The organism is Dyadobacter frigoris (genome assembly GCF_005280585.1).
Lineage (GTDB): Bacteria > Bacteroidota > Bacteroidia > Cytophagales > Spirosomataceae > Dyadobacter > Dyadobacter frigoris.
The window spans coordinates 297,490-322,409 of sequence record NZ_SZVO01000008.1 but is presented as its reverse complement, the minus strand read 5'-3'; the positions used below and the strand labels follow the sequence as shown (position 1 = coordinate 322,409).

The window sequence follows — 24,920 nt, the reverse complement described above, 5'->3', positions numbered from 1 at the left end:
AATAGTACAGATACGTCAGATATTGCGGAATTATCAGCAAGAGTTTAATAAATCTTCTAAATTGCATGTCATGACAAGTAAACTACCAACCTGCTATTTATGAAACACTTTTTGCAAGCAACAACACTCCTGTTATTCATTACATTAATACCCGCAAAAGCACAAAAACCGGGTGCACTTACCGTAGAAAAAATCATGCGTGAACCCAGGATCTGGCTTGGCACCTCCCCGTCCGATATTTTCTGGTCAACCGATTCCAAGACCATTTATTTTAATTGGAATCCTGATAAAAATGTATCAGATTCTCTTTATAGTTATTCGTTGGCAGATAAAAAAATCGTAAAAGTATCACTTTCAGACCGTAAAAAACTTTCGGCAAAAGACGGAGAATTCAACCGTGATCATTCATTGAAGACCTATGAAAAAGACGACGATATTTTTGTGGTGAGCTATAAAGATTTTACTATTCGTCAGCTTACCAATACAGTTGAAAAAGAATCTGATCCGGTATTTAGCGGAAACGAAAAAAGCGTAGTTTTTGAGCGGGATAACAATTTGTTCAGTTTTGATCTTGAATCAGGATTAGTTACTCAGCACACTGATTTTAAAACCGGAAACAAAAAAGCAGATGCGAAACCCAGTTCCGAAGAAAAAGTTTTGAAAGAGGACCAACTGGCAATGTTTCAAATTTTGAAAGAGCGGAAAGCAAAAAAAGATGCTGGTAAAAAAATAGATAAAGCTGAAAAACCGACCTATCCGAAAGAAATTTATTTTGGAGAAAAACGCATTCAAAATCAGAAAATCAGTCCGGATAACCGGTTTGTCACCTATCAACTGGCTCAGCCTGATAAATCCGCCAAAACGACTATTGTTCCAAATTACGTAACAGAATCTGGTTTTACCGAAGATATTTCCGGTCGTACCAAAGTAGGCGCTCCGGCTTCCGGTTATGAATTCTGGGTTTATGACATCAAAAAAGATACAACGCGTAAATTAGGTGTCGAAAATATTCCGGGTATCCGTGACAAACCGGATTATCTGAAAGATTATCCAAAACAGGATACCGTAAAAAAAGTCAAAGATCGCGCTGTGATCGTGCACAGCCCATTTTGGTCCGAAAATGGAAAAAGTGCTGTGGTTGTAGTAAGATCAATGGATAATAAGGATCGCTGGATTATGGCATTTAATCCGGATTCTTTGTCGCTTCGTTTACTGGACAGACAACGTGATGAAGCGTGGATTGGAGGTCCGGGAGTAGGTGGTTATGCCATGAGTTCAGGCGAAATCGGCTGGATTGACTACCAAACGATTTACTTCCAAAGCGAAGCGACCGGATATTCTCATTTGTATGCTCTCAATGTAATTTCAGGCAAAAAAACACAGTTAACAAGCGGCAAATTCGAGATTCAGAAAGTCCAGCTTTCAAAAGATAAAAAGACTTTTTACCTGACTACAAATGAAGTAAATCCCGGCGAACAGCAATTTTATAGCATGCCAGTAACTGGTGGAAAACGAACTCAGATTACCCAGGCCATGGGTGCTAATGAGGTAACTTTATCTCCCGACGAAACAACACTGGCTGTACGTTATTCATCAAGCAACAAACCCTGGGAGCTTTTTCTGATGGAAAATAAACCATTGGAAAAACCGGAACAAATCACAAAATCGACATCCGCAGAATTCCAGTCTTATCCATGGCGGGAAGCGAAATTGATCACTTTTAAGGCGACTGACGGAGCTGAGGTTTATGCCCGGGTTTATGAGCCTAGAAAGTCAAATGGACGTGCTGTGATTTTTGTTCACGGTGCGGGTTATTTACAAAACGCGCATAAGTGGTGGAGCAGTTATTTCCGTGAATATATGTTTCATAACCTGCTGACAGATCAGGGGTATACAGTTTTGGACCTGGATTATCGTGGAAGCGCAGGTTATGGTCGCGACTGGCGTACAGGAATATACCGTTTTATGGGTGGAAAAGACTTGACTGATAATGTGGACGGCGCAAAATATTTAGTAAAAAAGTATGGCATTGACAGCAATAAAATCGGCGTTTACGGTGGCTCGTATGGCGGTTTCATTACGCTGATGGGACTTTTCACAACACCTGATGTTTTCAAAGCAGGTGCAGCCTTGCGGCCCGTTACTGACTGGGCAGCTTACAATCACGGATATACAGCAAATATTTTGAATGAACCACAATCCGACAGCATCGCTTATCATAAAAGCTCCCCTATTTATCATGCAGCCGGTTTGAAAAACAACTTATTGATCTGTCACGGAATGGTGGATGTAAATGTTCATTATCAGGACGTTGTAAGATTATCCCAGCGACTGATCGAACTTGGCAAAAATAATTGGGAACTAGCATCTTATCCTATGGAAGATCATGGTTTCGTTGAAGCTTCTTCCTGGACAGACGAATATAAAAGGATTCTGAAATTGTTTAGTGAAAAGCTAAAATAGAAGTATAGGGCAAGGGAAAATCACTACTCCTTTGCCCTATACGTAATCTTTCCGGCCCCTTGCCACTTCCCCACTTTCCGCTATCTTTACGCACATGGAAACTACCAGAGAATTAAGACTTGCGGTGTTGATTGATGCGGATAATGTGCCATACTCGAATGTAAAAGGTATGTTGGAAGAAATTGCGATTTATGGCACACCAACTTTCAAACGAATTTACGGCGACTGGACCAAACCTACTCTCTCCGGCTGGAAAACTGTTTTACTTGAAAATGCCATTACGCCCATTCAACAATACAGCTATACATCTGGCAAAAACTCTTCCGATTCTGCATTGATTATTGATGCGATGGATATTCTTTACACAGGAAATGTAGATGGATTTTGCATTGTTTCCAGCGATAGCGATTTTACCAGATTAGCCACCAGGCTCCGGGAAGCGGGTATGAAAGTTTTTGGAATTGGCGAGAAGAAAACGCCGTCTGCCTTTATCGCTGCCTGTAATAAATTCATTTACATTGAAATCCTCAAAAAGGAGATTAAAGCTGAAACGCCTACGCCTGAAACCTCAAAATCGGAAGTGACCAATAAGGACGAAACCGCCCCTGTTTCTAAAATTGATAAAGGGCTGATCAAGTTAATTTCCGAAAGTATAAATGATATTGCGGACGAAGACGGCTGGATTTTCCTGGGCGTTTTAGGCAATATGATCCTTAAAAAAAGACCGGAATTTGATCCTAGAAATTACGGACATAAAAAATTACTTGATTTGATCCGATCAATAAAAACGATTCAGGTTGAAGAGCGGCATACCGGGAAGAATAATGCTTCGCATTTTTATGTAAAGGTGAAGTAAATCGCGGTTTTAATCGATCAAACGTTAACGGGGCCCCTTCAACGGGTTAAAACCCGTTGCTACAATGTCGGCCAGGCCTACGGCCCTTTTACGTAAAAAAGCACTATTTGACAATCAAAATTATTATTCTCAAGAGAATTTCGACCCTTCAAAGAGCCGTAGGTTCGAACTGCATTGTAGCGCCGGGTTTCAACCCGGCGGAAACGCAAACGCAAAACGGAAAACCCGACGAGTAATTAGAAAACATATTTGCTTTATATTAAATGTAAAATCAATTGTTTTCACCTCATCCATCTTAAAGATGCAAAAACATATTATTGTCAAAAACATAAATCGTATACTTGCAATTGCCCTTATCAATGCAGGCCTCTTCACATCAGCCTACGCACAAGTTGGCGTTGGCACAAAACCAGAAAAAGGTGCCGAAGTTTTCATAGATGGCTCACGTAAAATGCTGGATGAAAAATGGACATACTGGAAAGGCCCGCGTTTGAAAGCTGAATTGCCAATAAAATGGACCGTCGTTAACGACCCAACGGATAAAGGAACAGTCATCAATTGCTATGATGCTTCGGCGGCAGGAGGATTGTACGGTTCGGCTGACATTGTAACAAAAAAAGAATTCCGTGATTTTCGTGCGCATGTTGAGTTTTTCATTACCAAAGAAGGTGGTAACAGTGGCGTTTATCTACAAAATCGCTATGAAATTCAGGTGCTTGACGGAGATACTACTTCTCATGGAATGGCGGCGATTATTAACGAAACAAAATCTCCATATTACGCATACAACGGCGTTGGAAAGTGGAATGCGTATGATATCCAGTTCCGGGCGGCACGTTTCAAAGATGGAAAACTAGTTGAAAAACCTTTGGTAACATTATATTTCAATGGAAAAAAAGTACATACCAATCATTCGATAACCCAGGTTTGGGGCGGACCTAATTCCGGAATTGATGGTGGAAATGACGGTGGAAAAGGAATTACTGATATACCTGGCGGATTAAAATTGCAATCTGAAGGACACAATGTTTATTACCGAAACATCTGGATCAAGCCAGAGGTGATAAAAGAAGCAAATACCGATTTCTGATGTCTTAGTTATACATCCTATCTATGTGGTTCTCTTTTTTATCTCTGCGGCCCTCTGTGTAACCTAAAAATTCACAGATTTAATCAGAGAACCACAGAGAAACAGCCTATTTAAAGTTGGTTTCGCTATTTTTGTTTTATGAGAACCAACTTCCTTCTTTCTGTCTTTTTCTTGTCAAATTTGACAACCAGTCTGTTCGCTCAAAAAACATATTTGCTTCGTCCCGATCGGGTTTTTGACGGACAAGAGGTTCATGAAAACTGGACAGTTCTGATCAAAAACGAAAAAATTGCTGCTGTCGGCCCAGCAAGTCTGTTAACAGCAGATTCCCAAAATGCCGAGATTATAGACTTAAAAGGATGCACCTTACTTCCCGGATTTATCGAAGGCCATTCCCATCTTTTTCTGCATCCCTACAATGAAACACCCTGGGACGATCAGGTGCTAAAAGAATCAAGATCTTACAGAACTGCACGTGCAACACTACATGCAAAAAAAACCTTAATGGCAGGATTCACAACTGTTCGCGATTTGGGAACAGAAGGTGCAGAATATGATGATTTTGGACTAAAACAAGCCATTAATCAGGGAGTTATTCCGGGCCCGCGCATGATCATTGCAACTAAAGCTTTGATAGCCACAGGAAGCTACGGACCGAAAGGCTTTAGCGCCGACATTACCCTTCCGCAAGGAGCCGAGGAAGCTGACGGTCAGGATCTTATCAAAGCGGTCAGAAGCCAGATCGGAAAAGGTGCGGACGTCATCAAAATTTACGCGGATTACCGCTGGGGATTAAACGGAGAAACGAGACCTACATTTTCAGTCGAAGAAATCAAACTGATTGTAGAAACTGCAAAAAGCAGTGGCAGACCGGTTGTAGCCCACGCAAGCAGCGCAGAAGGAATGAAAAGGGCAATTTCAGGAGGCGTTGAAACAATAGAACATGGCGATGGCGGGACACCGGAAATTTTTAAAATGATGCATGAACACGGTGTGGCGCTATGCCCTACCTTAGCCGCCGGAGATGCCACGAGCCAATACAGAGGCTGGAAAAAAGGTATCGATCAGGAACCGGAAAAAATCAAAAATAAAAGAATCACTTTTAAAAATGCGCTTGATGCCGGCGTCACAATTTGTGCGGGCGGAGATGTCGGTGTTTTCTCTCATGGTGATAATGCGCGCGAATTGGAAATGATGGCAGAATATGGAATGAAGCCGATTGATGTGCTGCGTTCAGTAACATCAGTTAACGCGAAAATTTTTCATCAGGATAATCTTGGACAGATTAAACCCGGATTTCTGGCAGATTTGGTTGTTGTGGAAGGAAAACCGGAAGTAAATATCAAGGCAATCCGCAATGTGAAACTAGTGATGAAAAATGGCATTATTTTCAAAGATTGACAAGACAAAATCTAATCAAAATAAACATTTATACAGGTTCGGCAGAACCGGAATTTTCAACCTATGGACAAAAGAGTTGTATTTGATTTTGAGATTGAATTTGCCAATGGCGGCGGTATTCAGGGACAGGATTTTCGTCTTGATATTCAAGAAGATACTATTTCTGATAAAGAACTAGCCGATTTTATTGTCGATGATCTGCGTTTGCTCATGGTAGGAAAAGTAAATATTCTCAATAAAAAGTATATTGAAGAAAAACACAAACGAACCAGCACCCCTGTTTTTTCCGATCCTGGCTTCATTGACCTGAGTCACATAATTTTTGACGGACTTATCACATATAAAGGTCTGCCTGCTCCCATTATCTGCGATTACCTGAGCAGGGAAAAATCAAAAGCCAATTACGAAGAAGGTACTGAATTTCAAATCGGAAAAATTGAAATGGTGACCAATACCGGTACCTATATAGATTGTCCGTTCCACCGTTTTGAAGATGGAAAAGATCTTTCGGAAGTTGAAATTGATGCATTTGCAAACCTGGATGCTATTACCGTTTTCGTCCCTGATGTACTTTCAATTGGTGCTGAATATTTCAAAAATCTGGAATTGAGAAATAAAGCAGTTATGGTCAGAACCGACTGGTCGAAACATTGGAATACTGATCAATACTTTGAGGATCATCCATTTCTAACCGAAGATGCTGCGGAATATCTGCGAGATGGTAACGTAAAACTTGTAGGTATTGACAGCCATAATATTGATGATACAAGAGGAAAAAGTCGTCCGGTACATACCACGCTTTTAGGCTCAGAAATCCTGATTGTTGAACATTTATGCAATCTGGATAAGCTTCCCCATACAAATTATCAGTTTAGTGCGGTGCCTCCTAAATTTAAAGGAGCAGGAACATTCCCTGTAAGAGCTTATGCTACACTACTCAACTGAATCGTTTATTGCCAAAACATAATTTTTTGAAAGTCAATATCCCATTAATCCCGTTTCGGGATTAATGGGATATTGACTTTCAGTATAATTCATTGATATTTTTAGATAATTAAAATATTCGTTAGCAATTTTCTAGCGAAACCTTGATCGTTTGGTGCAAAAGGCGTGCCTGAAATCAATGGCATAATACTTGCACTATCCAGAATATTACTCAACAGAAAATTTCATTATTATAAGTGCATGAATTGAAATTGTACATCAAATACATGGTCAGCACTCGCTGCAAAATGACTGTGCAGCAAAAACTAAATCAACTGGGATTGCACAACTTTACAGTTAATTTAGGTGAGGTAGAAATAAAGGAGAGCATGACTCCCCAACAACGCGATAGACTAAAAATCTTGCTGATGAAATCCGGATTGGAACTGATAGATGACAGGAAAGCTGTGCTTATAGAAAGAATTAAAAACATCATTGTGGAATTGGTACACTATTCCGCAGAAACCCTTAAAATTAAGAATTCGGAGTACATCAGCGAAAGGTTGAATCATGATTACACTTATCTGGCGAATATCTTCTCTGAATCAGAAGGAACAACGATAGAGCACTATGTTATTTCACATAAAGTGGAACGGGTAAAGGAATATCTTCTTTATGACGAATTAAATCTTACAGAAATTTCTTATAAGCTGAATTACAGCAGTGTAGCTCATTTATCCAGCCAGTTCAAAAAAGTTACAGGTCTATCCCCAACAGTCTACAAGCAGCTACAAATCAATCAAAGAAAGCCGCTCGAAAATGTGTGAATCATGTAAATAAAAGCTGAAATTTTATAAGAAAATTATTTCATAATAGCTCGTAATTTGAATAAGTAAAACTAATTCATCTTCATTATAAAAATATTATGACAAGAATTGCTATAATTATTCGATGCGCAGCACTAATTTTGTGCATGGCCGGAAAAATTTCCGCGCAGGCCCCAACAATTCCCAATGCATTGGGATTCGCGGTATTTACTGGAAGCGGTGCTATAACAAACAGTGGAACAACCACAGTACAAGGCAGTGTAGGCACACACACGGGAAGTGTGACTGGTTCTCCTATAATTTCTACGGGACTATCACATATTAATGATCAAGCCTCCATAGACGCGGAAACTGACCTTATTAATGTTCTTGCGTCTTTCAGTGCAACTGGTGGTACCTGTCAAACGCTTGGCACTCCCTTCGGAAGCGGTGCTACTTTGACTCCGGGAAATTATTGTCTTGGATCTGCTGGCGTTTTGACCGGGGATCTTACGCTCGACGGCGGAGGTGATGCCAGTTCTATTTTTGTTTTTAACATTGGCGGTGAACTTACAGCGACCGATGCCAATATTATATTGACCGGCCAGGCATCTTGGAGTAACGTCTATTTTATTGTTGATGGCGCATTTAATCTAAACCAAACTTCAACACCGGCAACCTCAATATTTAGAGGTACTGCAATCACAAGAGGCGCGATCAGTCTGTCATCAGGATCGATCGTTCAGGGTCGGCTTTTGTCGGCTGCCGGAGCCATTAATCTGCAAGGCAACACGGTTTATGCAGCAGAAACACCACTTCCGGTAACTTTGACCAGCTTCACAGCTAAAATAGGAGAAATGCAAACTATATTGCTGAAATGGACAACAACTGCCGAGACAAACAGTGATCGTTTTGAAATACAACGCAGTAATAATGGTAAAGTTTGGAATCAACTTGCAACAATAACGGCCAAAGGAGAAAGTACAGTACTTTCATCATATCAGTATACTGATGCAAAACCGGAAAATGGAACAAACCTGTATCGCCTGAAAATGATCGACAAGGATGAGACTTTTGCATACAGCCGAATCCAGAGTACAGAATTTAAAATGCTCGCGAAAACTGAATTATATCCAAACCCGGCGGTTGATTATTTGACACTTAGTGTTGATGATATAAGTCTGATACAAAGAATTCAGATCAGTAACATTCTGGGTGCTAATGTATACGATATAAGAAAAGTTTCTTCGGATTTATCTTCTAATCTGGATGTTAAAAACCTGCCTGCGGGAATGTATATTGTGAGGGTTACCAATAATACAGGAAAAATTGCATCGACCAAAATCTTAAAACAATAATTACCAGCAAAAAAATTTATGACCTGCACAAAATCAAGCTGTTTACTAGTCGAAACTATTCAAAAAAGAAGGTATATCACCAGCAAAAACAGTCGCTGTTGATATACCTTCTCAACTCAAACTCACTTTCTCTTATAGTCAATCTTAAAGATTGTACCGTTTAAATCATCCGTAACATAGAGCGCTCCATCCGGCCCCTGCGCAAGTCCGCAAGGTCTGTGCTGGATCGGTCCTGTTGGAGCTGCCAGATCAACACCTGCGAAATTATCTGCAAAAATTTCCCATTTTCCGGCTTTGCCATTTACAAAAGGTACAAAAGCAACCATATAACCTTTGTGAAGCGGCACCGACTGATTGTGAAAGGCAATGAAAGCACCGTTTTTATATCTTGCCGGAAACATATTTCCTGTATAAAACATTAGTGCATTGGGACCTAAGTGAGCTGGAAAGGCCGCTATCGGCGTTAACGCTTTTTCTCCGCCGGTTTTCTTTCCATCACCACCGTATTCAGGAGAAAGGATTTTTTTGTTTTGAATATGATCATAGTAAATATAAGGCCAGCCCGCATCAGCCCCTTCACTTAATTGAAATAAAGTTTCGGCCGGCAATTCTGCACTTTGCTTGGCAGTATAGTATTGCGGATAAAAATCATCAAATTTTCCTCTTCCGTGCTGGGTAGCAAACAAGGTGTTTGTTTTGGAATCCCAATCAATACCAACGGCATTTTTCAAACCGGTTGTAAACCGTTTTCCATCCGAAAATGTCTGGTTTAATTGATCAGCCTTAAATTTCCATATTCCTCCCGCCGAGTCCAGAACAGTACAAGGTGACATTCCTTTTCCGGTTCCTTTTACACGACAATCGTCGCTATACGAACCTACGGTAACATAAATATTCCCGTTTTTGTCCAGTGCAATCGGTTTTGCATTATCACGACCTTTATCAACGAGTCCGTCCAATAATTTCTCAGGATGTTCAGTATCTATGATTTCTTCCTTTTCATTTAATTTATACCGATAAACACCAGTATTGGAAGAAGAATACAAATATCCACCTTGTATCCGAATTCCTGTTCCCGGATAATTTCCAAACATTTTCTTTTCGTCAATAACACCATCCTTATTGGTATCACGCAAAATATAAATGCCTTTTCCGTCTTTCAACTTGGACAATTTCACGTAAATATCTCCACTTTTCCCAACCGCGATGTGACGCGCCGGGCCAAGTTCAGATGCAAGAATTGTAGCTGAAAATCCGGCAGGAAGCTTAATGTCTTTTGCTATTTCGTTAGTCTTTTTTTCTTCACTTTTTTTAAGAGGTTCAGGGATGCCCTTGTAAGCTAGTAGTGCTCCAATTCCTGCAAAACCAGCAAACATTACGGCAGTTTTTAAAAATCTTCTTTGCATGCGATTCACCAATAGGTCGATAATAGTTTAACTTTATAAAAATGTTTGAGCCAATCAGCCCGACATAAAATAATAAAGCAGTAAAATAGCGTTTTAATACTCAGACATTCAGCAGCAAATTTAAAAATTAAAGAAATTTTGATTTTTTTTGGAATGATTTTTTGAGAAATCAGTTTATTGTAGGGCAGTATTATTTTTGACACAACGACTTAATAAAACTTCAAGCTAACCTTAAAAACAATTGATATGATAATTGACGACGATTTCCCACTTGATGATGAGGATGATGATTTGCCAGGATACCCTCTTTATCCTGCGTCTGACGATGTTTATAGCCGTGGGCTGATTGAGGATGATATTGATCCGGAAGATATAAGCAAAATTAAAGAGGAATTGGGACTGGATTCTGACGAGTGGAACGAAAAAAGCTTTGAGGAAGATCTGGTTGGTGACGATCTGGATGTTCCCGGTTCTGACCTTGATGATGACGAAGAAATTGACGGTAACGAAGACGAAGAAAACAATTATTACAGTTTGGGTGGTGACAACCACAATGACCTTGAAGAAAATCAAGGAGATTAAAATCTCGTTACTCTCGCTCGTATAGAAATTATTATCCCGGCCTTTGGTCGGGATATTTTTTTCCAGACAAAATCAGACATATAACCCTAATCAACAAAAAAACGGTTACGTACCCAGAATAGCTATTTCATAAATTAATTTAATAATAAGATGATTCTTGTTCAATATTTTAATTAAACTAATAATATTTCTTTTTTATGTATTTTTGTTAGAATATATTTGTTGTAATAGTAATTTTTATAATATAATATTCTAATGAAATTCCTTTTTACCACTTTCCTTCTTTCGCTGCAATTCCTCTGCATAAGTACTTATGCACAAAATAAATATGAGTTAAATTCCGGCTGGAAATGCAGTCCGATAGCAAAAGTAAAAGAAGATGGTTCGGCCATATCAATTCCCTCCTATTCTCTGAGCTCATGGATTCCGGCTGTTGTTCCGGGTACTGTCCTCACTACAATGCTCGAAAACAAACAGATCCCTGATCCTTTTTTCGGCATGAACAACGAAAAAATACCAGATATCTTCAAAACCGGCCCTGACTATTACACGTATTGGTTTGTAAAAGATTTTAATGAAACTGTAAAAGCCGGAGAACAGGTTTGGCTTCATTTCCGCGGCGTCAATTACAGTTTTGATATATACCTGAATGGCAAAAAGTTAAATAAAAAAAGACACAGCGGAATGTTTTTGCGCCAGTCTTACAACATTACTTCCTCTCTTTTAAAAACCGGATCAAACAGACTGGCAGTCATTGTTTTTCCACCTGATGCCCTTGGAAATGCAAATGGCGGACAAGGCGGAGATGGTACGATTGCCAAGAACGTAGCACATCAGTATGTTGCAGGCTGGGACTGGATTCAGCCTATTCGTGACCGTAATACAGGAATCTGGGATAAGGTTTTGATTGAAAAAACAGGGAAAATCAATATTAAAAATCCGCATATCATTACGCTGGTTCCCGGCCAAAGAAAACCGGATGGAGCCCAGAAACCTGCCACTATAAAAACTACCGCAGAACTTGAAAATCCTACGGACGCACCGCTTAAAGGCGTTTTACAATATGTTTTAGACGGAAAGAAAATTTCAAAAGAAGTTACGCTTAAACCAAAAAGCACAACAGAAATAGCATTACCTGACCTTAAGCTCGAAAATCCAAAACTCTGGTGGCCGTCTGGTTATGGAGCGCAGTATTTATATAATCTAAAGATGCAGTTTCTGGTTAACGGAACCGTTTCTGATGAAGAAAATATAAATGTTGGTATACGTGAAATCCAGGCTGACTGGAATTCGATTACCCGGAGTAAACAAATATCTGTGAACGGCCAGCGTGTTTTTATCAAAGGAGGAAACTGGATTATTTCTGATGCAATGCTTCGGTTTACGGACGCCCGTTATGATGCAGAAGTTCGGTTTCACAGAGACATGAATTTAAATTTGTTGAGAATTTGGGGAGGTGCTTTAACAGAACGTCCTGAATTTTATCAGGCTTGCGACAAATATGGAATTCTGGTCATGCAGGATTTCTGGGGCTCCGGCGACTGCAACGGACGCTGGCTGGATCCTATGAAAAAAGACGATCAATGGGTGCGGCGGAATTATCCGGATGACCACGGATTATTCCTGGAATCAGCCGCAGATCAGATCAAGATGATCCGTAATTATCCTTCACTGGCGATATGGTGCGGAGGAAACGAAATTACATTACCAGTAGATATTATGCTTCCACTTCGTGATACCATTCTTCCAAAACTGGATGGTACGCGCTGGTTCATCGACTATTCCAACTCGGATGATATGTCGTTCAATTCCCTTGGTGGAAACGGCGACGGGCCTTATGGAATTCAGCCTTTGAAACGGTTTTTTGAATATAAAACCTGGCCTTTTAATTCAGAAATCGGTTCGGTAGGTGTAGGTGACTATGAATCTTTGGAAAGATTTTTACCAAAAGAAAACATGATAGCTCCTGTTTATTCTGAAAAAACGGGAAAAGAAACGGTGGATTCTGTTTGGAATTATCACAAATATATTGGTTATGAGAGCTATGTTGGGCCTTACGGAAAAGTAAAAGATCTGCGCGACTTCGGAAAAAAAGCGCAGTTGATAAATTACGATCAGTACCGCTCTTTAATGGAAGGTTTCAGTGCCCATATGTGGGATTGGTACACGGGTGTGATCATCTGGAAAACGCAAAATCCATGGACAGCACTTCGCGGACAAATGTATGATTACTACCTGGATCCTAATGCTTGTTTGTATGGATTACATAATGGAAGCGCGCCTTTGCATGTTATGTACAACCAGGCTGACAGCACCGTTATGATCACAAATAACACATTCAAACATCAGTACGACATGATGTTGAATATCACTGCGGTTGATATGAACGGAAAAGAAAAAAGCCTTGGACAGGTTTTCGTTGAAATTGGCCCGTCGACTGCGCGTGTGATTTTGTCAATCAAAAATGAAATACGTGAGCTTTCAAAAAAAGAGGGAATGTTCCTTTCCTTACGTTTGTCAACTGTTAAAAAAGAAATATTAAGCGACAACCTGTATTGGCTGCCAGACGCAGAAGGAGCATACAGCGGACTCAATAAAATGCCAAAAGCGGATATTGATGTTCAGGTGCGCCAATCCGAAAAAGGGAAAGTGGAAGTAACATTATCGAATCCAGCGAAAAATCCGGTTGCTTTTTTCAACCGACTGGCGCTTGTTGACCCAAAAACAAAAAAACGTATTCTTCCGGTTTTTTACGATGATAATTACGTATCTGTTTTACCAGGAGAAAAGAAAACAGTGGTGATGGATTATTCGCAGACTGCGGGAGAATTGCCCTTGGTATCCATTGATGGCTGGAATGTGACAGAGCAGTTTATCCCTCTAAAATAGAAATATGGAATTTGATAAAAGCGCGCTTCCTTTATGTAGGTGCCATGAAATAAACGGAGTAAGTAAGTTTACAAATCTTGATTCTTTTGCTAGGAAACAAGATTTATCATGGCTGACTTTGCACCGGAAACTTTCAAAAAGGAATTAATTAACATCCTGGATTACTGGGAAAAATATGCAGTTGACCGTAAAAATGGTGGTTTTTATGGCAGAGTAAATTATGAGAATGAAGGAATTGCGGATGCACCGAAAGCGGTTGTGATCACAAGCCGGATATTGTGGACTTATTCAATGGCCAAAAGGCTGCTGAATAATCCTAAATATCTGACACTTGCCGACCGCGCTTTTCAGGATCTTTCGATTCATTTTATTGATGCAAAAGAAGGAGGTGTATTTTGGTCGACGGAGGCAAGCGGGAAACCGCTTGAAATGAAAAAGCAGGTTTACGGCAATGCTTTCGCCATGTATGGACTGAGCGAGTATTACCGGGCGACGAATTTCCCACCGGCGCTGGAACGGGCCAAAGAGATTTTTTACGTTTTGGAAAAACATGCTTTCGATCCGGTGAATGGTGGTTATAGAGAAGCATTTGCAAGAGACTGGTCAGAAACGGATGATTATATTTTGAGTAAAAGTCCGTATATCAAAAGCATGAATACGCATTTGCACCTTGTGGAGGCCTATACAAACTTGTACAGGATCTGGCCTGATAAAACACTGAAAAAGCAAACGGCAGCAATGCTGGAAGCGATTCTGGATCATATTGTGAACAATGAAACGAGCCGGATGGAGCTTTTCTTTACTGAAAAGTGGGAATCAAAAGATAAAGTGATTTCATACGGCCACGATATTGAAGCATCCTGGCTGCTTTATGAAACAGCCGAAGTGCTAAAAGATGAAAAATTATTAAAAAAAACCAGGGATCGTTGCATCAAAATGGCCATAGCAGTGAGTACTGGTTTAAGTCCGGATGGTGCGCTCAATTATGAGTATGATCCTGAAACAAAACATACAAAAACAGAAAGAAGCTGGTGGGTTGCTGCCGAACAACTGGTTGGATTTTACAACGCATACCAATTGACAAAAAATGCGGATTTCAAAGTTAAAGCTGAAAGAAGCTGGGCCTATATTGACAGTAAATTCATTGACAGAGAAAGAGGTGAATGGTTTGGAGCAGTGAAGGAAGATGGCACTCAGGTACGAGGTGATAAGGTAAATTTTTGGAAATGTCCTTACCATAACGCCCGCGCATGTGCTGAAATGTGGAAACGTTTGGAAAAAAATAAGAAGTAACTGTAATTAATTTTAATTCTTATGTAACAATTAAAAGAATCTTTAAATCATTTTACAATCCTGTTTAATAATATTCTGTTAATAAAGTAAATTTAGATTAGAGTAGAAGTTCGGATTATAGTTTGTCACCAAAAAGATGACAAACTACTGAGGAAGCTAAATTTAGCTCCGAAAAAATATTTCATATTTTCTAGTCAGTTTATAGATTTCTTGCGTATCCCAGTAATAAAACCTAACTAAATAATATAAATATCTCCGCTACTATGGCAAAGGTTAATCTTGACGTACCCGACAAAGTTCATTTGAAAGCAAAACAACTTCAACTTGAACTGGAAGAAAATGACCAACGAATTACCCTTCAGGAGCTTTACAAAGAACTGGTTATAATCGGTTTGGAAGCGATGAAGAAAAAAATGAGTAACGGACATATGTTGTCCGACTCAAAAGGTTACACTGCTATTGCCAGTTAACTCGTCACTGAGTTTTTTCAGAAATTTCTTTTCTGATTTTGCCAAGCCATGTTTTAAACTTAATGCCGGTTAATCAGGAAGTGTCAGGCAACTTCCCCTGGAAATCTATGATTGAATTTTTACATTGAAACAAGTAAAGTCACCCCTTCGTTACTATCCTTAAAATAAAAGAAAGCGTCAAAGCATACAGAAATTGTAACACTTTGACGCTTTTTAATGCATTCAGATAATCGTTTTATTTGGTTTCCTTTCCTCCTGCCTTGATCCAGACATTGATTTTGTCTTCCAGAATATTTAATGGAACGCAACCCGATTCCAGCACTTTGTTATGGAATTTTTTGATGTCAAAATTAATTCCGGCCTGTTCTGCTTTTGTGCGCAACTCCCGGATTTTAAGTTGACCAATTTTATAAGACAAAGCCTGCCCTGCCGCTGTCATATATCTTTCCACTTCTGCCACAATACTTTCTTCCGTTTCAGCCTCATGATCCATCGAATACTGAATAGCCTGTTCGCGCGTCCAGCCCTTGGAATGAATGCCGGTGTCTACAACCAGACGAATGGCACGGTGCATTTCCGCACTTAGCATACCGAAGTATTGATACGGATCCGTATATAACCCCAGCTCCTTACCAAGCGATTCGCTATACAATGCCCAGCCTTCGCCATACGCACTGTACCACAAGTTTTTCCGGAATGAAGGAAGTGCTTTATTTTCCTGCTGCAGAGAACCCTGGTAGTGATGACCCGGAATTGCCTCATGTAAAAACAAACTTTCATCTGAAAGGACATTGTACGTTTTTGCATCCGGAATAGGAACGTAGAAAATACCAGGTCGGGAACCGTCCGGTGAGCCAGGATTATATTCCGCTGATGCCGATGCCTCTCTGAACGCTTCGGTGCGACGAACTTCAAAAGCTGCTTTTGGTGTCAGATCAAATAACTTTTTCAGATTCGGTTTCATCGTCTCATGAATCGTATTGAAATGAGTGATAATTTCTTCCGGTTTCGTATAGGGCATCAGTTTTTTATTTGACCTGACATCATTAAAAAACGCCTTCAGATTCCCCTTGAATCCTACCTGATCCTTAACTTTTAACATTTCTTTGGAAATGCGTTCCACCTCACTTAAACCAAGTTTATGAATTCCGTCAGATGTCATCGACGTCGTCGTATAATATTTGATGTACGTATCATACAATGCTTTTCCGTTTGGAAGATCCGCATATCCGCTTGTTTTGCGGCCCGCCGGCAAATATTCTTTTTCAAAAAACACATGAAGACGGTTAAAAGCCGGTATCACTTTTTCCTCTACCATTGCCTTATAACTTTTGGTCAGCCTGCCTTTGTCATCTGCTGAAAAAGACTCGGGAAATTTGGCAACCGGTGTATAAAACAAATGCTGTTCAGTGGGACCATGATCCAGGTCTGCCAACTGAGGGATTACTTTTTTGATCAAAGGAATCGGCAAAACATAACCCTTTTTGATACCTTCTCTCATATTCACAATCGCAGTATCGCTCCATGCAACAAACCCGTCAACTCTTTTAAGCCAGTTGTCGTAATCGTCCGTTGTTTTAAAAGGCTGTACACTGCTTCCGCCAGCCATTGTAGCAATGGTCAAATGTGTTGAAGAAAACTGGTTAATTGGCATTAAATGCGTGGGAAACGCCAATAATTCCAGATTGATATTACATTCCCAATTCAACAGATCCCAACTGGTTTTTTCTTCCTCGGCAAGTTCCGGGCGATTGTATTTGGCAAGTTCTTTTTTATATTTTTGATAAAAATCAACCTGCTGCTGCCTGACTTCCTTCGTAAGATCATTTGGAAATAGATCATTGTATCGTTTATCTCCGATTTGCGTAGCTTCAAAAGGATAAAGCGGCAATCTTTCTTCGAAATAATTTTCAAACAATTCGCCAACCGGTGGCAGCAGATCTTCGGAAGCTTTTTGCTGGCAGGCAGACAAAACAACGCTAAGCACAAATGTCAGAAACAGGCTTTTATTCATGTGCAAAAATTTAAGATTATGGGTTAAAAAGAAATTCCGGTGCTACCCGAAAATTCCCTGCCCAAGATTAGGAAAAGAGTCGGGAAAATCTAATTTTATTTCTTTCCAAACACAATTTGAAGAAGAATTAATAAGATTCTAATTTCAGATTAAAACAAAAAAAGAGCTCTATAAGAGCCCTTCTATCAATAAGGTGAGAAACTGACATTCAATCACTAATTAAAATATTTCGTCAAAAAACACCTGCATCGCTTTCCATGAGCGCTTTGCGGCTTTTTCGTTGTAGGCAGCGCCTTTTGAGTTATCTGTTCCTGCGTCGGGATCGGTGAAGCTATGGACAGAATTCGCATAATAATTCATTTCCCAGTCAGCGTTTGCTTTTCTCATTTCATTCTGGAAAGCAGCAACTTCTTTGGCAGGAACGTAATTATCATCCGCGCCGTGCAGAATCAATAATTTGGGCTTGATAGCGGAAACAGTACGTAAAGAATCTTTTGCCAAACCACCGTGAAAAGAAACAATTCCTTTAACAGGGAAATTTTCTCTCGCAGCTTCAACAGCACCCGTTCCACCAAAACAGTAGCCAATTACAGCAATATTCGCAGGATCTGCTCCGGCTTTAATCAATTGGTCTAATGCCAGTTTGATACGTTTTTGATATTCAGTAATATTTTTTTTGTAATATCCGGCAAGTTCACCGGCACCTTTCATATCCGTCGGCCTTTTGTCTACACCGTAAATGTCAGCTACAAAAGCGTAATAACCCATTGCTGATAATTCTTCGGCACTCGTTTTTGCATGGGCATCAATTCCCATCCAGGCCGGTAAAACCAACACACCCGCTTTCTTTTTTGAAGTTGTTTTTGGTTTTGCAGCAAAGCCGCTCAATTTCTGTGCTCCATCAGTATAATTGACAGGTTGAAGCTGCGCGAAAGACATTGTTGTCATGAACAATAAGATTACTGCAAAGTAAATTTTCGAAATTTTCATAGGTTCTGTTTAGTCATTAGGTTAATAAAAAAGATCAGAGAAGAACGGAAACCTCACTCTCCACATCGCTATTACGTGCAGAATTGTTTACGGTTGCGTTCCCAACAAATAAAATAACGAGGCTTACCAAAGAACATGCTGCCATCATAGCTACCATGGGAATAGCAGTATTGTTGTGCAAAACACTGACAATGATAGAAATAATAGCACCGGCACCCATCCGCCAGCTACCCATCAAAGCCGAAGCACTGCCCGTATGTTTTTTAAACGGAGCCAAAGAGAGTGCGGAAGTATTTGGTCCGGTCAATCCTTGTCCGGTCAGGAAAATAAACATCATACCAATCAGCGTATACAAATTGTACCAATTGTTATAAACGCCCAAAACCAGCAACGTGCCCACAACACTTTGGTAAAGCAAAGTAGTTTTGATAATCTGCTCGCTGTTGTATTTTTTCAAAAGGAAATGATTTAACTGGGTAGAACCAATCATAGCAACAGCGAGAAATGCAAAAATCCACCCATATTGCTGTTCCGACACTTTATAAATATTCATGAAAACATCCGACGAACCAGCGATATAAGCAAAAGGCGCAGCAGTCGCAAGTCCGCCTGCCATGGTATAAATCAAAAACTGAGGCTGTTTGATAACCGTGAAATAGCTGTTCAATACAGCCCGCGGTTTTAAGGAAACGGTACTATCAGGCATTTTTCCGGTTGGCAGGAAAAAATAAATCCCACCCAAAATCAGTAGTGTAATGAAGGCAAGAATAATAAAAACCCAGTTCCAGCCAAAAGCGGCAGTTACATAACCACCCACCGTTGGCGCAATCATTGGAGAGACTGCAATGACCAGCGTGATCATCGAGAAAACTTCGGCTCTTTTATCTTTCGTAAAAAGATCGCTCACAAGTGCCTGCGAAGAAACCAGCCCTACACAACCGCCAATAGCCTGAAAAAACCGCATAACAACCAATGCTTCAACCGAAGATGTAAGCGCGCAGCCGATGGAAGCCATGATGTAAATAGCCAGACCGGCATACAACGGCGTTTTTCTGCCAAATCTATCAAGCAAAGGACCATAAAGTACCTGCCCGATACAAATTCCGATAAGGTAACCGGTAAGAGATAATTGTACTTTATCAATAGTGGTATTCAAATCCGTGGCAATTCTCGGAAAGCCAGGCAAATACATGTCTATTGAAAATGGACTGATGGTTGCTAATGACCCCAGAATAAGGATCATGAAAGAATATTGTTTACGACTCATGCACTTTTAACGGAACTTACATTTAATAAACCATTTGAAAGTTGTGTAAGTTCCGAAAATCTTAGAATAATCTTATTTTACAATATTACCACGAAATGATATAAAACAGTTTTATAACTGATTGTTGTCAAAACAACTCATCTGGTAATTACCTTCAAAAAAGGACCTATAAAATACTTCGCTTTAAGGCTGGCCATTATTTTCAAATCATCCGGAATTGTACTTTCTCCATCAAGAAATGCTAAAATAGTTTTCGCTTTGACACGGTTGAAAAGATCGGTAAAAATCTGGTCACCTTTATAAATTTCATTATCCAAAACATTCAAAATGGTTGCATCCAGCACTTTGTGTTTGTTACTGATGTTTTCCTTTTCAAAAAACGGATGATTATTTTCTTTAAAGGAATCCAGAATTTTTGAGATCGTTTTTTGAGTATTCAAAAACGTATAACCGGTAGAGGCGCGTGTATCCCCACCTACGCTCCCAATATTAATTACGTTTCCCGATCTTCTTTCAAAAGAAAAATCTGTCATCGGAATCGCGCCAAATTCTTCTTCGATGATTTCAAAATCATCAATTCGCAATATTTCGGAAAGGTATATTTTGATTTTGGAATTGTACTCCTCAGGTTTCAGGAGCGATTTTGAAAATAACGTGTATTCAACAAATATTTCATTTTGATTAAAAGGCAGCGTATAGAAAAACGTAGTTCCATTTTCCTGCGTCGTCCTGAAATCCATAAAGTACATTTCCGCGGGATCTGTTTTAAACTGATTGGTACGGATCGTTATCCCTTTGAAATGCTGAATGAAATATTGGTTTTCAGGCTTTAACTCTGGTTTTTTATAAATAGAGTTGAAAATATATTTTGATTCAAATACAGATTCAGAGGTTTTCACAGCCGCTTTATTACCATGATTTCCAATGGAAATAATATCCTGAAAAACAAAATCGACCTGATCAAACTGACGGATATATGCCAGAACGTGTTTATAAAAGTCAATACTCCTGATCATTTTATAGATATAAGAGCCCGTGTCCAGTTTTAATTTTTCTTCCTTATTGGAGAAAAATAAAAAGTCCTTCCAGCGTTTATAAACGACATCTTCAAACTCGTTTTCGATCCCTTCCTTTTGCCAGAAACACCAGGTCCGGTCATTTTTGTCTTTACTATCCTTATCTATAATTAATATTCTTTCCGCAACCCAGACTTTCTCTTTCAAAGCACGGTAAACCAGACTCAGTCCGGCCATTCCTCCTCCGCAAATAATGATGTCGTAGTTTTTTGTCTGCATTAACACGTTTTAAAATCTCCTGAATATAAAAGTACGTCATTGCGTTGGAACGGAGGTAATGCCAGCTAGCCAATTTTAGGAAGTAAATATTGATAAAGAATAGTATAACAGCTACAAAACAACTGAAATTGTGTACATGATCGTTGTAGAATAGCTTTTTGCAGGTAATAAAACAGACAGCCCCTGAATCTGGTATTGGATAGGAATATCTTCCTTACCTAACAAAATCCCCAGTGCAGCTGTAAAAAGCTGAGTGGAACTTGTTGTTACCAGCTGATAACTTCCACCTCCCAACAGAATAGCCAAGCCTGTTCCCGCTCCGGATCTGCGCGCATAAATTTTCAGATTCGAATCCCAGTTCGCTCCTGTTACCTGCTGGATATTTATCGAGCAAAGAACAGTTCCGGTTAATTTTAACAGCGTCTGATTGGCCGGACTTGTCTCAAATCCCGCGTAATCTTTCCCTGCCTTTGTTATAATATTGGCAGAAGATAATGGTGAAACAGTCCAGGACGTAGCACTGGTAATTGTTATGCCCTGAGCCTTGGTTACGAAATTAACCGCAAAGATCAATAAAATTAGTAGTCTGATTTTCATTTAGTTATCAACTATGGTGTAACGTACAGTTAAGACAGACGTACCGCTTCTAATATCCGCATAGGTTTGGACTTCCAGTGAATATTTCAATTTAAATCCATCAGATCCATAGGCTATACCCGTGAATGCTCCCTTAATATTATCTATAAAACTTGTGGCTGTATTTGTCAGATATACATTGCCCGTTACAATGCTATTTCCTCCGGTAAATCCCTGACCGCTTCCGGTATATGGTGAAATATCCAATCTTAGCCGAATACCCGGCGGCAGTGTTCCGCTCACATCACCTTTGATACTCCTGGAAAATCCCGACGCAATAGCCGAGGTAAAAATCAGCCAGGTACCTAAATTTGAACTCGTTGTATTTATAGAATTTCCCGCTTCGGAAGGTGCCGTTGACGATAAGGTAAAATCAGTTGAACCGTTACCAAGCAGATCCAAAAGCGCTACCGACGGCATCGTGATGCCCACTGTGACATTCTGTGCCCTTGAGCAGCAAAATTTTGTAAGAAGCAAAAGTATTAACAGATATCTCATTTTTTAGTAGACAGTTCAAAACTCTTTTCTGAAAAGTGAATTCTTTTCTCGTTAGGCCTTATATTGAAAACTACGTCCATCGTTTTATCACATTCAATATTGAGTTGCTTTTGGTCGTTGTCGATCACAAATCTATCCTGACTTCCGGTAATAATGGCCGTGAGCGTCCAATTTCCCGGTTTCATCTCCTTAAATGAAAATTCATCTTTTTCGTTTAATTCTGTAAGAAAGCTTTCCGATTCATGAGACAGCTTAATAAGGACAGTAGGTTTTTGACTCAACATCCCGGACAAACCATTCCTGGATGGTTTTAAAAAATCAACTTTCCCTCTGATGTTCCCCGTTCTTGTTAGTGGAATTTCTATATCCTTCGTACTGTCCGCTTTCACGTCAAGAAACATCGGCATTTTCTGGTTAGGAACGACACCTTCATTTTTGGATTCGTTTTGTGAAATACTCAGGTAGTATCTGTCCGGTGCCAATCCTTCAAACCAGAACATTCCCGTGCTGTCTGTCAGAAATTTGTGGCTTCCTAACTGTATAAGATTTCCCTCTTTGGAAAATCCGGATCCGGTTAGTTTCCCTCTCACAGTTCCTATATTTTTCCTCCTGGCCAAAGCTAAATTTAACTTAATCGCATATTTCAGGGAAAAGAATAATGTATTCTGATTTATTACCGGTGAATTTGGGATGAAAGAGCGGCCACCTGTAAATGTTATCCTATGTCTTTTTAAATCTAAAATAACGGCTGCGTCCATAAAACTTCTGCGGACATAAAGCTCGTCCGGAGCATAGTTATTTCGATACATAAAATTGGCAAATAAAGATCTTCCAAGATTAACTCTTACATTTCCACCATAAAAAAATAAATCCTGTACAATATCAGCTTTCGAGAATTTACTGGTATGCTGATATTCAAGATAACCACCTACCCAAACACCTGAAAAAACCCTGAAATTAGGCTGGATGATATTTGAAAAGGATTCTCTTTTTCCCAAAGTATCAGAAATTAATAAATTTCTGGCTTTTCCATAACGGATCTGATAGAACAGGGAAAACTTTTCCATTGACAAACTGTAAGATAAATTTCCGAAATTTTCCGAAAAATGGTATGTGGAAGGTTTTTGTTTGTCTTCTCTTTCAAGAATAGAGTAAAAAACGAAAAGCCGGTTTTTAAGATTTAATTGATACGACATAAAAGCCATATAATTTTTATCCTTTGGAGAAATGCTATAAACATTTGCGTCCAGACTCGGATTGACATTGGAAAAATTGGCACTTAATCCCAAATTTAGTTTTTGGGTAATGTTAAAGTTTGCATTGCCATTAGCCAGAATACTGTTGTTGTAAAAGCCATAGAAATTTTTCCCTGTATATATAAAGTTACCAGATAAACCAACCCATTTTTTTATCAGCTGATAACGCAAAAAAGCGCCATAATCCGTTTTTCCTCTGGCATTACCTGTCGCCAGTTCCGCCTCCGCAGACATTTCCTTTAATCTGATTTGCCCTGAAAAACCTACCAGGTTAGACCAGAATTCATTACCCCGAAAAACAATATTTTTAGAGTCATAGTTAATTGCAACATTGGCGACAGTGTTAAATTTAAAAACTACCCTCCCACCAAAGGATTCTTTCTGGTTAAAATAAAAACGCGCTTTTTGATAGAACAACAGATAATCAAATTTCCGGAATTGCTGTTCAATCCTGACTCCACGGCCAAATCTGGCAAATTCCATCAGATTATTTAATTGAAGCACATGATCGCCTACGGTTATATTAGTCGATTTTTTATATTGATATCCAAATGTATACTGATCGTAATTTCCAATACTTGGGAACCTGAACTGGTTTGGGCCACGTATAATAAAATCAACAAAATGTTTTGCCTTTTGATCAACAAAACCTTTTCCTGTAAGCGAATACTGATAGGCAACAAAATTTCTGTCACCATATCGATAGGATAAATATCCCCCGCCTGCTTCTATCGGAAAACGAAAATATGGATCTATTTTTTTTAACCTCGAAGAAAAAACCGGGACTGAGGTAGCCTGAAAAACCGAATTTTCTACCCCTTTCAGATGAATAGTGAGATCCGAAGAAACCTGCCAGGCATTGGTTTCTGTATGAGGAATTATTTGTGATACTGTGATTTTTATTTTTTCATTGGGCTCAACACTCAGGCTATCTCCATGAGCCATAATTACTCCACGAGTGGTCGTTGGGGTAATATATTCCTTTACATTTCCCACATTTTGGATCAGATATTCAATTTTCAGACTATCGCCTTCTTTAATATATTCCGGTTTGGAAAGAATAAATACTTCAACTTTATGTATTTCCTGAATGGTGACGAAAATTTTCGTCGCAGCAAGTTGCGTATTAGCTGTTTCAATATTCAGTATTACCGGAAAGTCTCCTGCGGGACAATCCGACGGAACACCAATCACAAAGAAATACCGCAGGGTTGTTTGTCCGGGTGCTCTTTCCGGCTTGCGTTGCGAAAGCAGATTCCATTTGGCTGGTAAAATTAATTCCTCCTGAAGATTCTCCGGAAATTCCCTGGCCAATTTTAAGTCAAAAAATAATGTAAAATGTTTCCCTGGAATCACTTTTCCGGGAGAATTTGACAACGTGATAAGGGGCTGCGATTGACAAACTCCTTCCAAATGTATCAAAAAT

The 24,920-nt window shown here is 39.5% G+C and carries 19 protein-coding genes; 11 read left to right on the top strand and 8 right to left on the bottom strand.

The window, feature by feature from the left end:
* The first annotated feature begins 99 nt into the window (after positions 1-99).
* The 7 genes from FDK13_RS18570 (at position 100) to FDK13_RS18540 (ending at position 8,898) form a co-directional block, all read left to right on the top strand.
* Complete coding sequence (locus tag FDK13_RS18570) at positions 100-2,463, top strand: S9 family peptidase (RefSeq protein ID WP_137341508.1); 2,364 nt, start codon at positions 100-102, stop codon at positions 2,461-2,463.
* 94 nt (positions 2,464-2,557) lie between these two features.
* Positions 2,558-3,319: an NYN domain-containing protein gene (locus FDK13_RS18565; protein WP_137341507.1), complete on the top strand. Its 762-nt coding sequence runs from the start codon at positions 2,558-2,560 to the stop codon at positions 3,317-3,319.
* A 301-nt stretch (positions 3,320-3,620) separates the two neighbouring features.
* The gene (locus FDK13_RS18560; protein ID WP_137341506.1) at positions 3,621-4,409 is read left to right on the top strand and encodes a 3-keto-disaccharide hydrolase; all 789 of its coding nucleotides are present in this window, start codon (positions 3,621-3,623) and stop codon (positions 4,407-4,409) included.
* Between the two features lie 138 nt (positions 4,410-4,547).
* Positions 4,548-5,810 carry a metal-dependent hydrolase family protein gene (locus FDK13_RS18555; protein ID WP_137341505.1) on the top strand — a complete coding sequence of 421 codons (1,263 nt, stop codon included), beginning with the start codon at positions 4,548-4,550 and terminating at the stop codon, positions 5,808-5,810.
* A 63-nt stretch (positions 5,811-5,873) separates the two neighbouring features.
* Positions 5,874-6,755: a cyclase family protein gene (locus FDK13_RS18550; RefSeq protein ID WP_137341504.1), complete on the top strand. Its 882-nt coding sequence runs from the start codon at positions 5,874-5,876 to the stop codon at positions 6,753-6,755.
* Positions 6,756-7,162: 407 nt separating this feature from the next.
* A complete protein-coding gene (locus tag FDK13_RS18545; protein WP_310588145.1) occupies positions 7,163-7,561 on the top strand; it encodes a helix-turn-helix domain-containing protein in 399 nt (132 codons plus the stop codon).
* Between the two features lie 146 nt (positions 7,562-7,707).
* Positions 7,708-8,898, top strand: a complete 1,191-nt coding sequence (locus tag FDK13_RS18540; protein WP_170982835.1) for an ice-binding family protein — start codon at positions 7,708-7,710, stop codon at positions 8,896-8,898.
* A 122-nt stretch (positions 8,899-9,020) separates the two neighbouring features.
* Here FDK13_RS18540 and FDK13_RS18535 read toward each other — a convergent pair whose 3' ends face one another.
* Positions 9,021-10,304 (bottom strand): PQQ-dependent sugar dehydrogenase, encoded by a 1,284-nt coding sequence (locus FDK13_RS18535; RefSeq protein ID WP_137341501.1) that lies wholly within the window; start codon positions 10,302-10,304, stop codon positions 9,021-9,023.
* 246 nt (positions 10,305-10,550) lie between these two features.
* Between FDK13_RS18535 and FDK13_RS18530 the strand changes: the two genes are divergently transcribed.
* The 4 genes from FDK13_RS18530 to FDK13_RS18515 all read left to right on the top strand — a co-directional run bounded on the left by FDK13_RS18530 (position 10,551) and on the right by FDK13_RS18515 (position 15,538).
* Positions 10,551-10,886 (top strand): hypothetical protein, encoded by a 336-nt coding sequence (locus tag FDK13_RS18530; protein ID WP_137341500.1) that lies wholly within the window; start codon positions 10,551-10,553, stop codon positions 10,884-10,886.
* A 255-nt stretch (positions 10,887-11,141) separates the two neighbouring features.
* Positions 11,142-13,775, top strand: coding sequence for a glycoside hydrolase family 2 protein (locus tag FDK13_RS18525; RefSeq protein ID WP_137341499.1), 2,634 nt, complete (start codon positions 11,142-11,144; stop codon positions 13,773-13,775).
* Between the two features lie 108 nt (positions 13,776-13,883).
* Positions 13,884-15,068, top strand: a complete 1,185-nt coding sequence (locus FDK13_RS18520) for an AGE family epimerase/isomerase (protein ID WP_137341498.1) — start codon at positions 13,884-13,886, stop codon at positions 15,066-15,068.
* A 263-nt stretch (positions 15,069-15,331) separates the two neighbouring features.
* Entirely contained in the window at positions 15,332-15,538 is a 207-nt protein-coding gene (locus FDK13_RS18515) for a hypothetical protein (RefSeq protein WP_137341497.1), read from the top strand.
* Between the two features lie 235 nt (positions 15,539-15,773).
* Here the strand turns inward: FDK13_RS18515 and FDK13_RS18510 are convergent, their stop codons facing one another.
* The 7 genes from FDK13_RS18510 to FDK13_RS18480 form a co-directional block, all read right to left on the bottom strand.
* On the bottom strand, positions 15,774-17,552 hold the full coding sequence (locus FDK13_RS18510) for a DUF885 domain-containing protein (protein ID WP_137341496.1): 1,779 nt from the start codon (positions 17,550-17,552) through the stop codon (positions 15,774-15,776).
* Positions 17,553-17,771: 219 nt separating this feature from the next.
* Positions 17,772-18,542, bottom strand: coding sequence for a dienelactone hydrolase family protein (locus FDK13_RS18505; protein WP_137341495.1), 771 nt, complete (start codon positions 18,540-18,542; stop codon positions 17,772-17,774).
* A gap of 34 nt (positions 18,543-18,576) precedes the next feature.
* Positions 18,577-19,809, bottom strand: a complete 1,233-nt coding sequence (locus FDK13_RS18500) for a multidrug effflux MFS transporter (RefSeq protein ID WP_137341494.1) — start codon at positions 19,807-19,809, stop codon at positions 18,577-18,579.
* Positions 19,810-19,946: 137 nt separating this feature from the next.
* The gene (locus FDK13_RS18495) at positions 19,947-21,104 is read right to left on the bottom strand and encodes a lycopene cyclase family protein (protein ID WP_137341493.1); all 1,158 of its coding nucleotides are present in this window, start codon (positions 21,102-21,104) and stop codon (positions 19,947-19,949) included.
* 111 nt (positions 21,105-21,215) lie between these two features.
* A complete protein-coding gene (locus FDK13_RS18490) occupies positions 21,216-21,701 on the bottom strand; it encodes a hypothetical protein (RefSeq protein WP_137341492.1) in 486 nt (161 codons plus the stop codon).
* Positions 21,702-22,238 (bottom strand): hypothetical protein, encoded by a 537-nt coding sequence (locus tag FDK13_RS18485; RefSeq protein ID WP_137341491.1) that lies wholly within the window; start codon positions 22,236-22,238, stop codon positions 21,702-21,704.
* Positions 22,235-24,916, bottom strand: a complete 2,682-nt coding sequence (locus FDK13_RS18480) for a hypothetical protein (RefSeq protein WP_229216098.1) — start codon at positions 24,914-24,916, stop codon at positions 22,235-22,237. Before FDK13_RS18480 ends, FDK13_RS18485 begins: the two co-directional genes overlap by 4 nt.
* Between the last annotated feature and the right edge of the window lie 4 nt (positions 24,917-24,920).

Excerpts from the sequence above, each read along its gene's own strand:
- FDK13_RS18490 (WP_137341492.1), bottom strand. The coding sequence starts at position 21,701 with ATGAAAATCAGACTACTAATTTTATTGATCTTTGCGGTTAATTTCGTA.
- FDK13_RS18530 (WP_137341500.1), top strand. The coding sequence starts at position 10,551 with ATGATAATTGACGACGATTTCCCACTTGATGATGAGGATGATGATTTG.
- FDK13_RS18560 (WP_137341506.1), top strand. The coding sequence starts at position 3,621 with ATGCAAAAACATATTATTGTCAAAAACATAAATCGTATACTTGCAATT.
- FDK13_RS18520 (WP_137341498.1), top strand. The coding sequence starts at position 13,884 with ATGGCTGACTTTGCACCGGAAACTTTCAAAAAGGAATTAATTAACATC.
- FDK13_RS18570 (WP_137341508.1), top strand. The coding sequence starts at position 100 with ATGAAACACTTTTTGCAAGCAACAACACTCCTGTTATTCATTACATTA.
- FDK13_RS18515 (WP_137341497.1), top strand. The coding sequence starts at position 15,332 with ATGGCAAAGGTTAATCTTGACGTACCCGACAAAGTTCATTTGAAAGCA.
- FDK13_RS18550 (WP_137341504.1), top strand. The coding sequence starts at position 5,874 with ATGGACAAAAGAGTTGTATTTGATTTTGAGATTGAATTTGCCAATGGC.
- FDK13_RS18565 (WP_137341507.1), top strand. The coding sequence starts at position 2,558 with ATGGAAACTACCAGAGAATTAAGACTTGCGGTGTTGATTGATGCGGAT.
- FDK13_RS18510 (WP_137341496.1), bottom strand. The coding sequence starts at position 17,552 with ATGAATAAAAGCCTGTTTCTGACATTTGTGCTTAGCGTTGTTTTGTCT.
- FDK13_RS18555 (WP_137341505.1), top strand. The coding sequence starts at position 4,548 with ATGAGAACCAACTTCCTTCTTTCTGTCTTTTTCTTGTCAAATTTGACA.
- FDK13_RS18485 (WP_137341491.1), bottom strand. The coding sequence starts at position 22,238 with ATGAGATATCTGTTAATACTTTTGCTTCTTACAAAATTTTGCTGCTCA.
- FDK13_RS18505 (WP_137341495.1), bottom strand. The coding sequence starts at position 18,542 with ATGAAAATTTCGAAAATTTACTTTGCAGTAATCTTATTGTTCATGACA.
- FDK13_RS18495 (WP_137341493.1), bottom strand. The coding sequence starts at position 21,104 with ATGCAGACAAAAAACTACGACATCATTATTTGCGGAGGAGGAATGGCC.
- FDK13_RS18535 (WP_137341501.1), bottom strand. The coding sequence starts at position 10,304 with ATGCAAAGAAGATTTTTAAAAACTGCCGTAATGTTTGCTGGTTTTGCA.
- FDK13_RS18540 (WP_170982835.1), top strand. The coding sequence starts at position 7,708 with ATGGCCGGAAAAATTTCCGCGCAGGCCCCAACAATTCCCAATGCATTG.
- FDK13_RS18545 (WP_310588145.1), top strand. The coding sequence starts at position 7,163 with ATGAAATCCGGATTGGAACTGATAGATGACAGGAAAGCTGTGCTTATA.
- FDK13_RS18500 (WP_137341494.1), bottom strand. The coding sequence starts at position 19,809 with ATGAGTCGTAAACAATATTCTTTCATGATCCTTATTCTGGGGTCATTA.
- FDK13_RS18525 (WP_137341499.1), top strand. The coding sequence starts at position 11,142 with ATGAAATTCCTTTTTACCACTTTCCTTCTTTCGCTGCAATTCCTCTGC.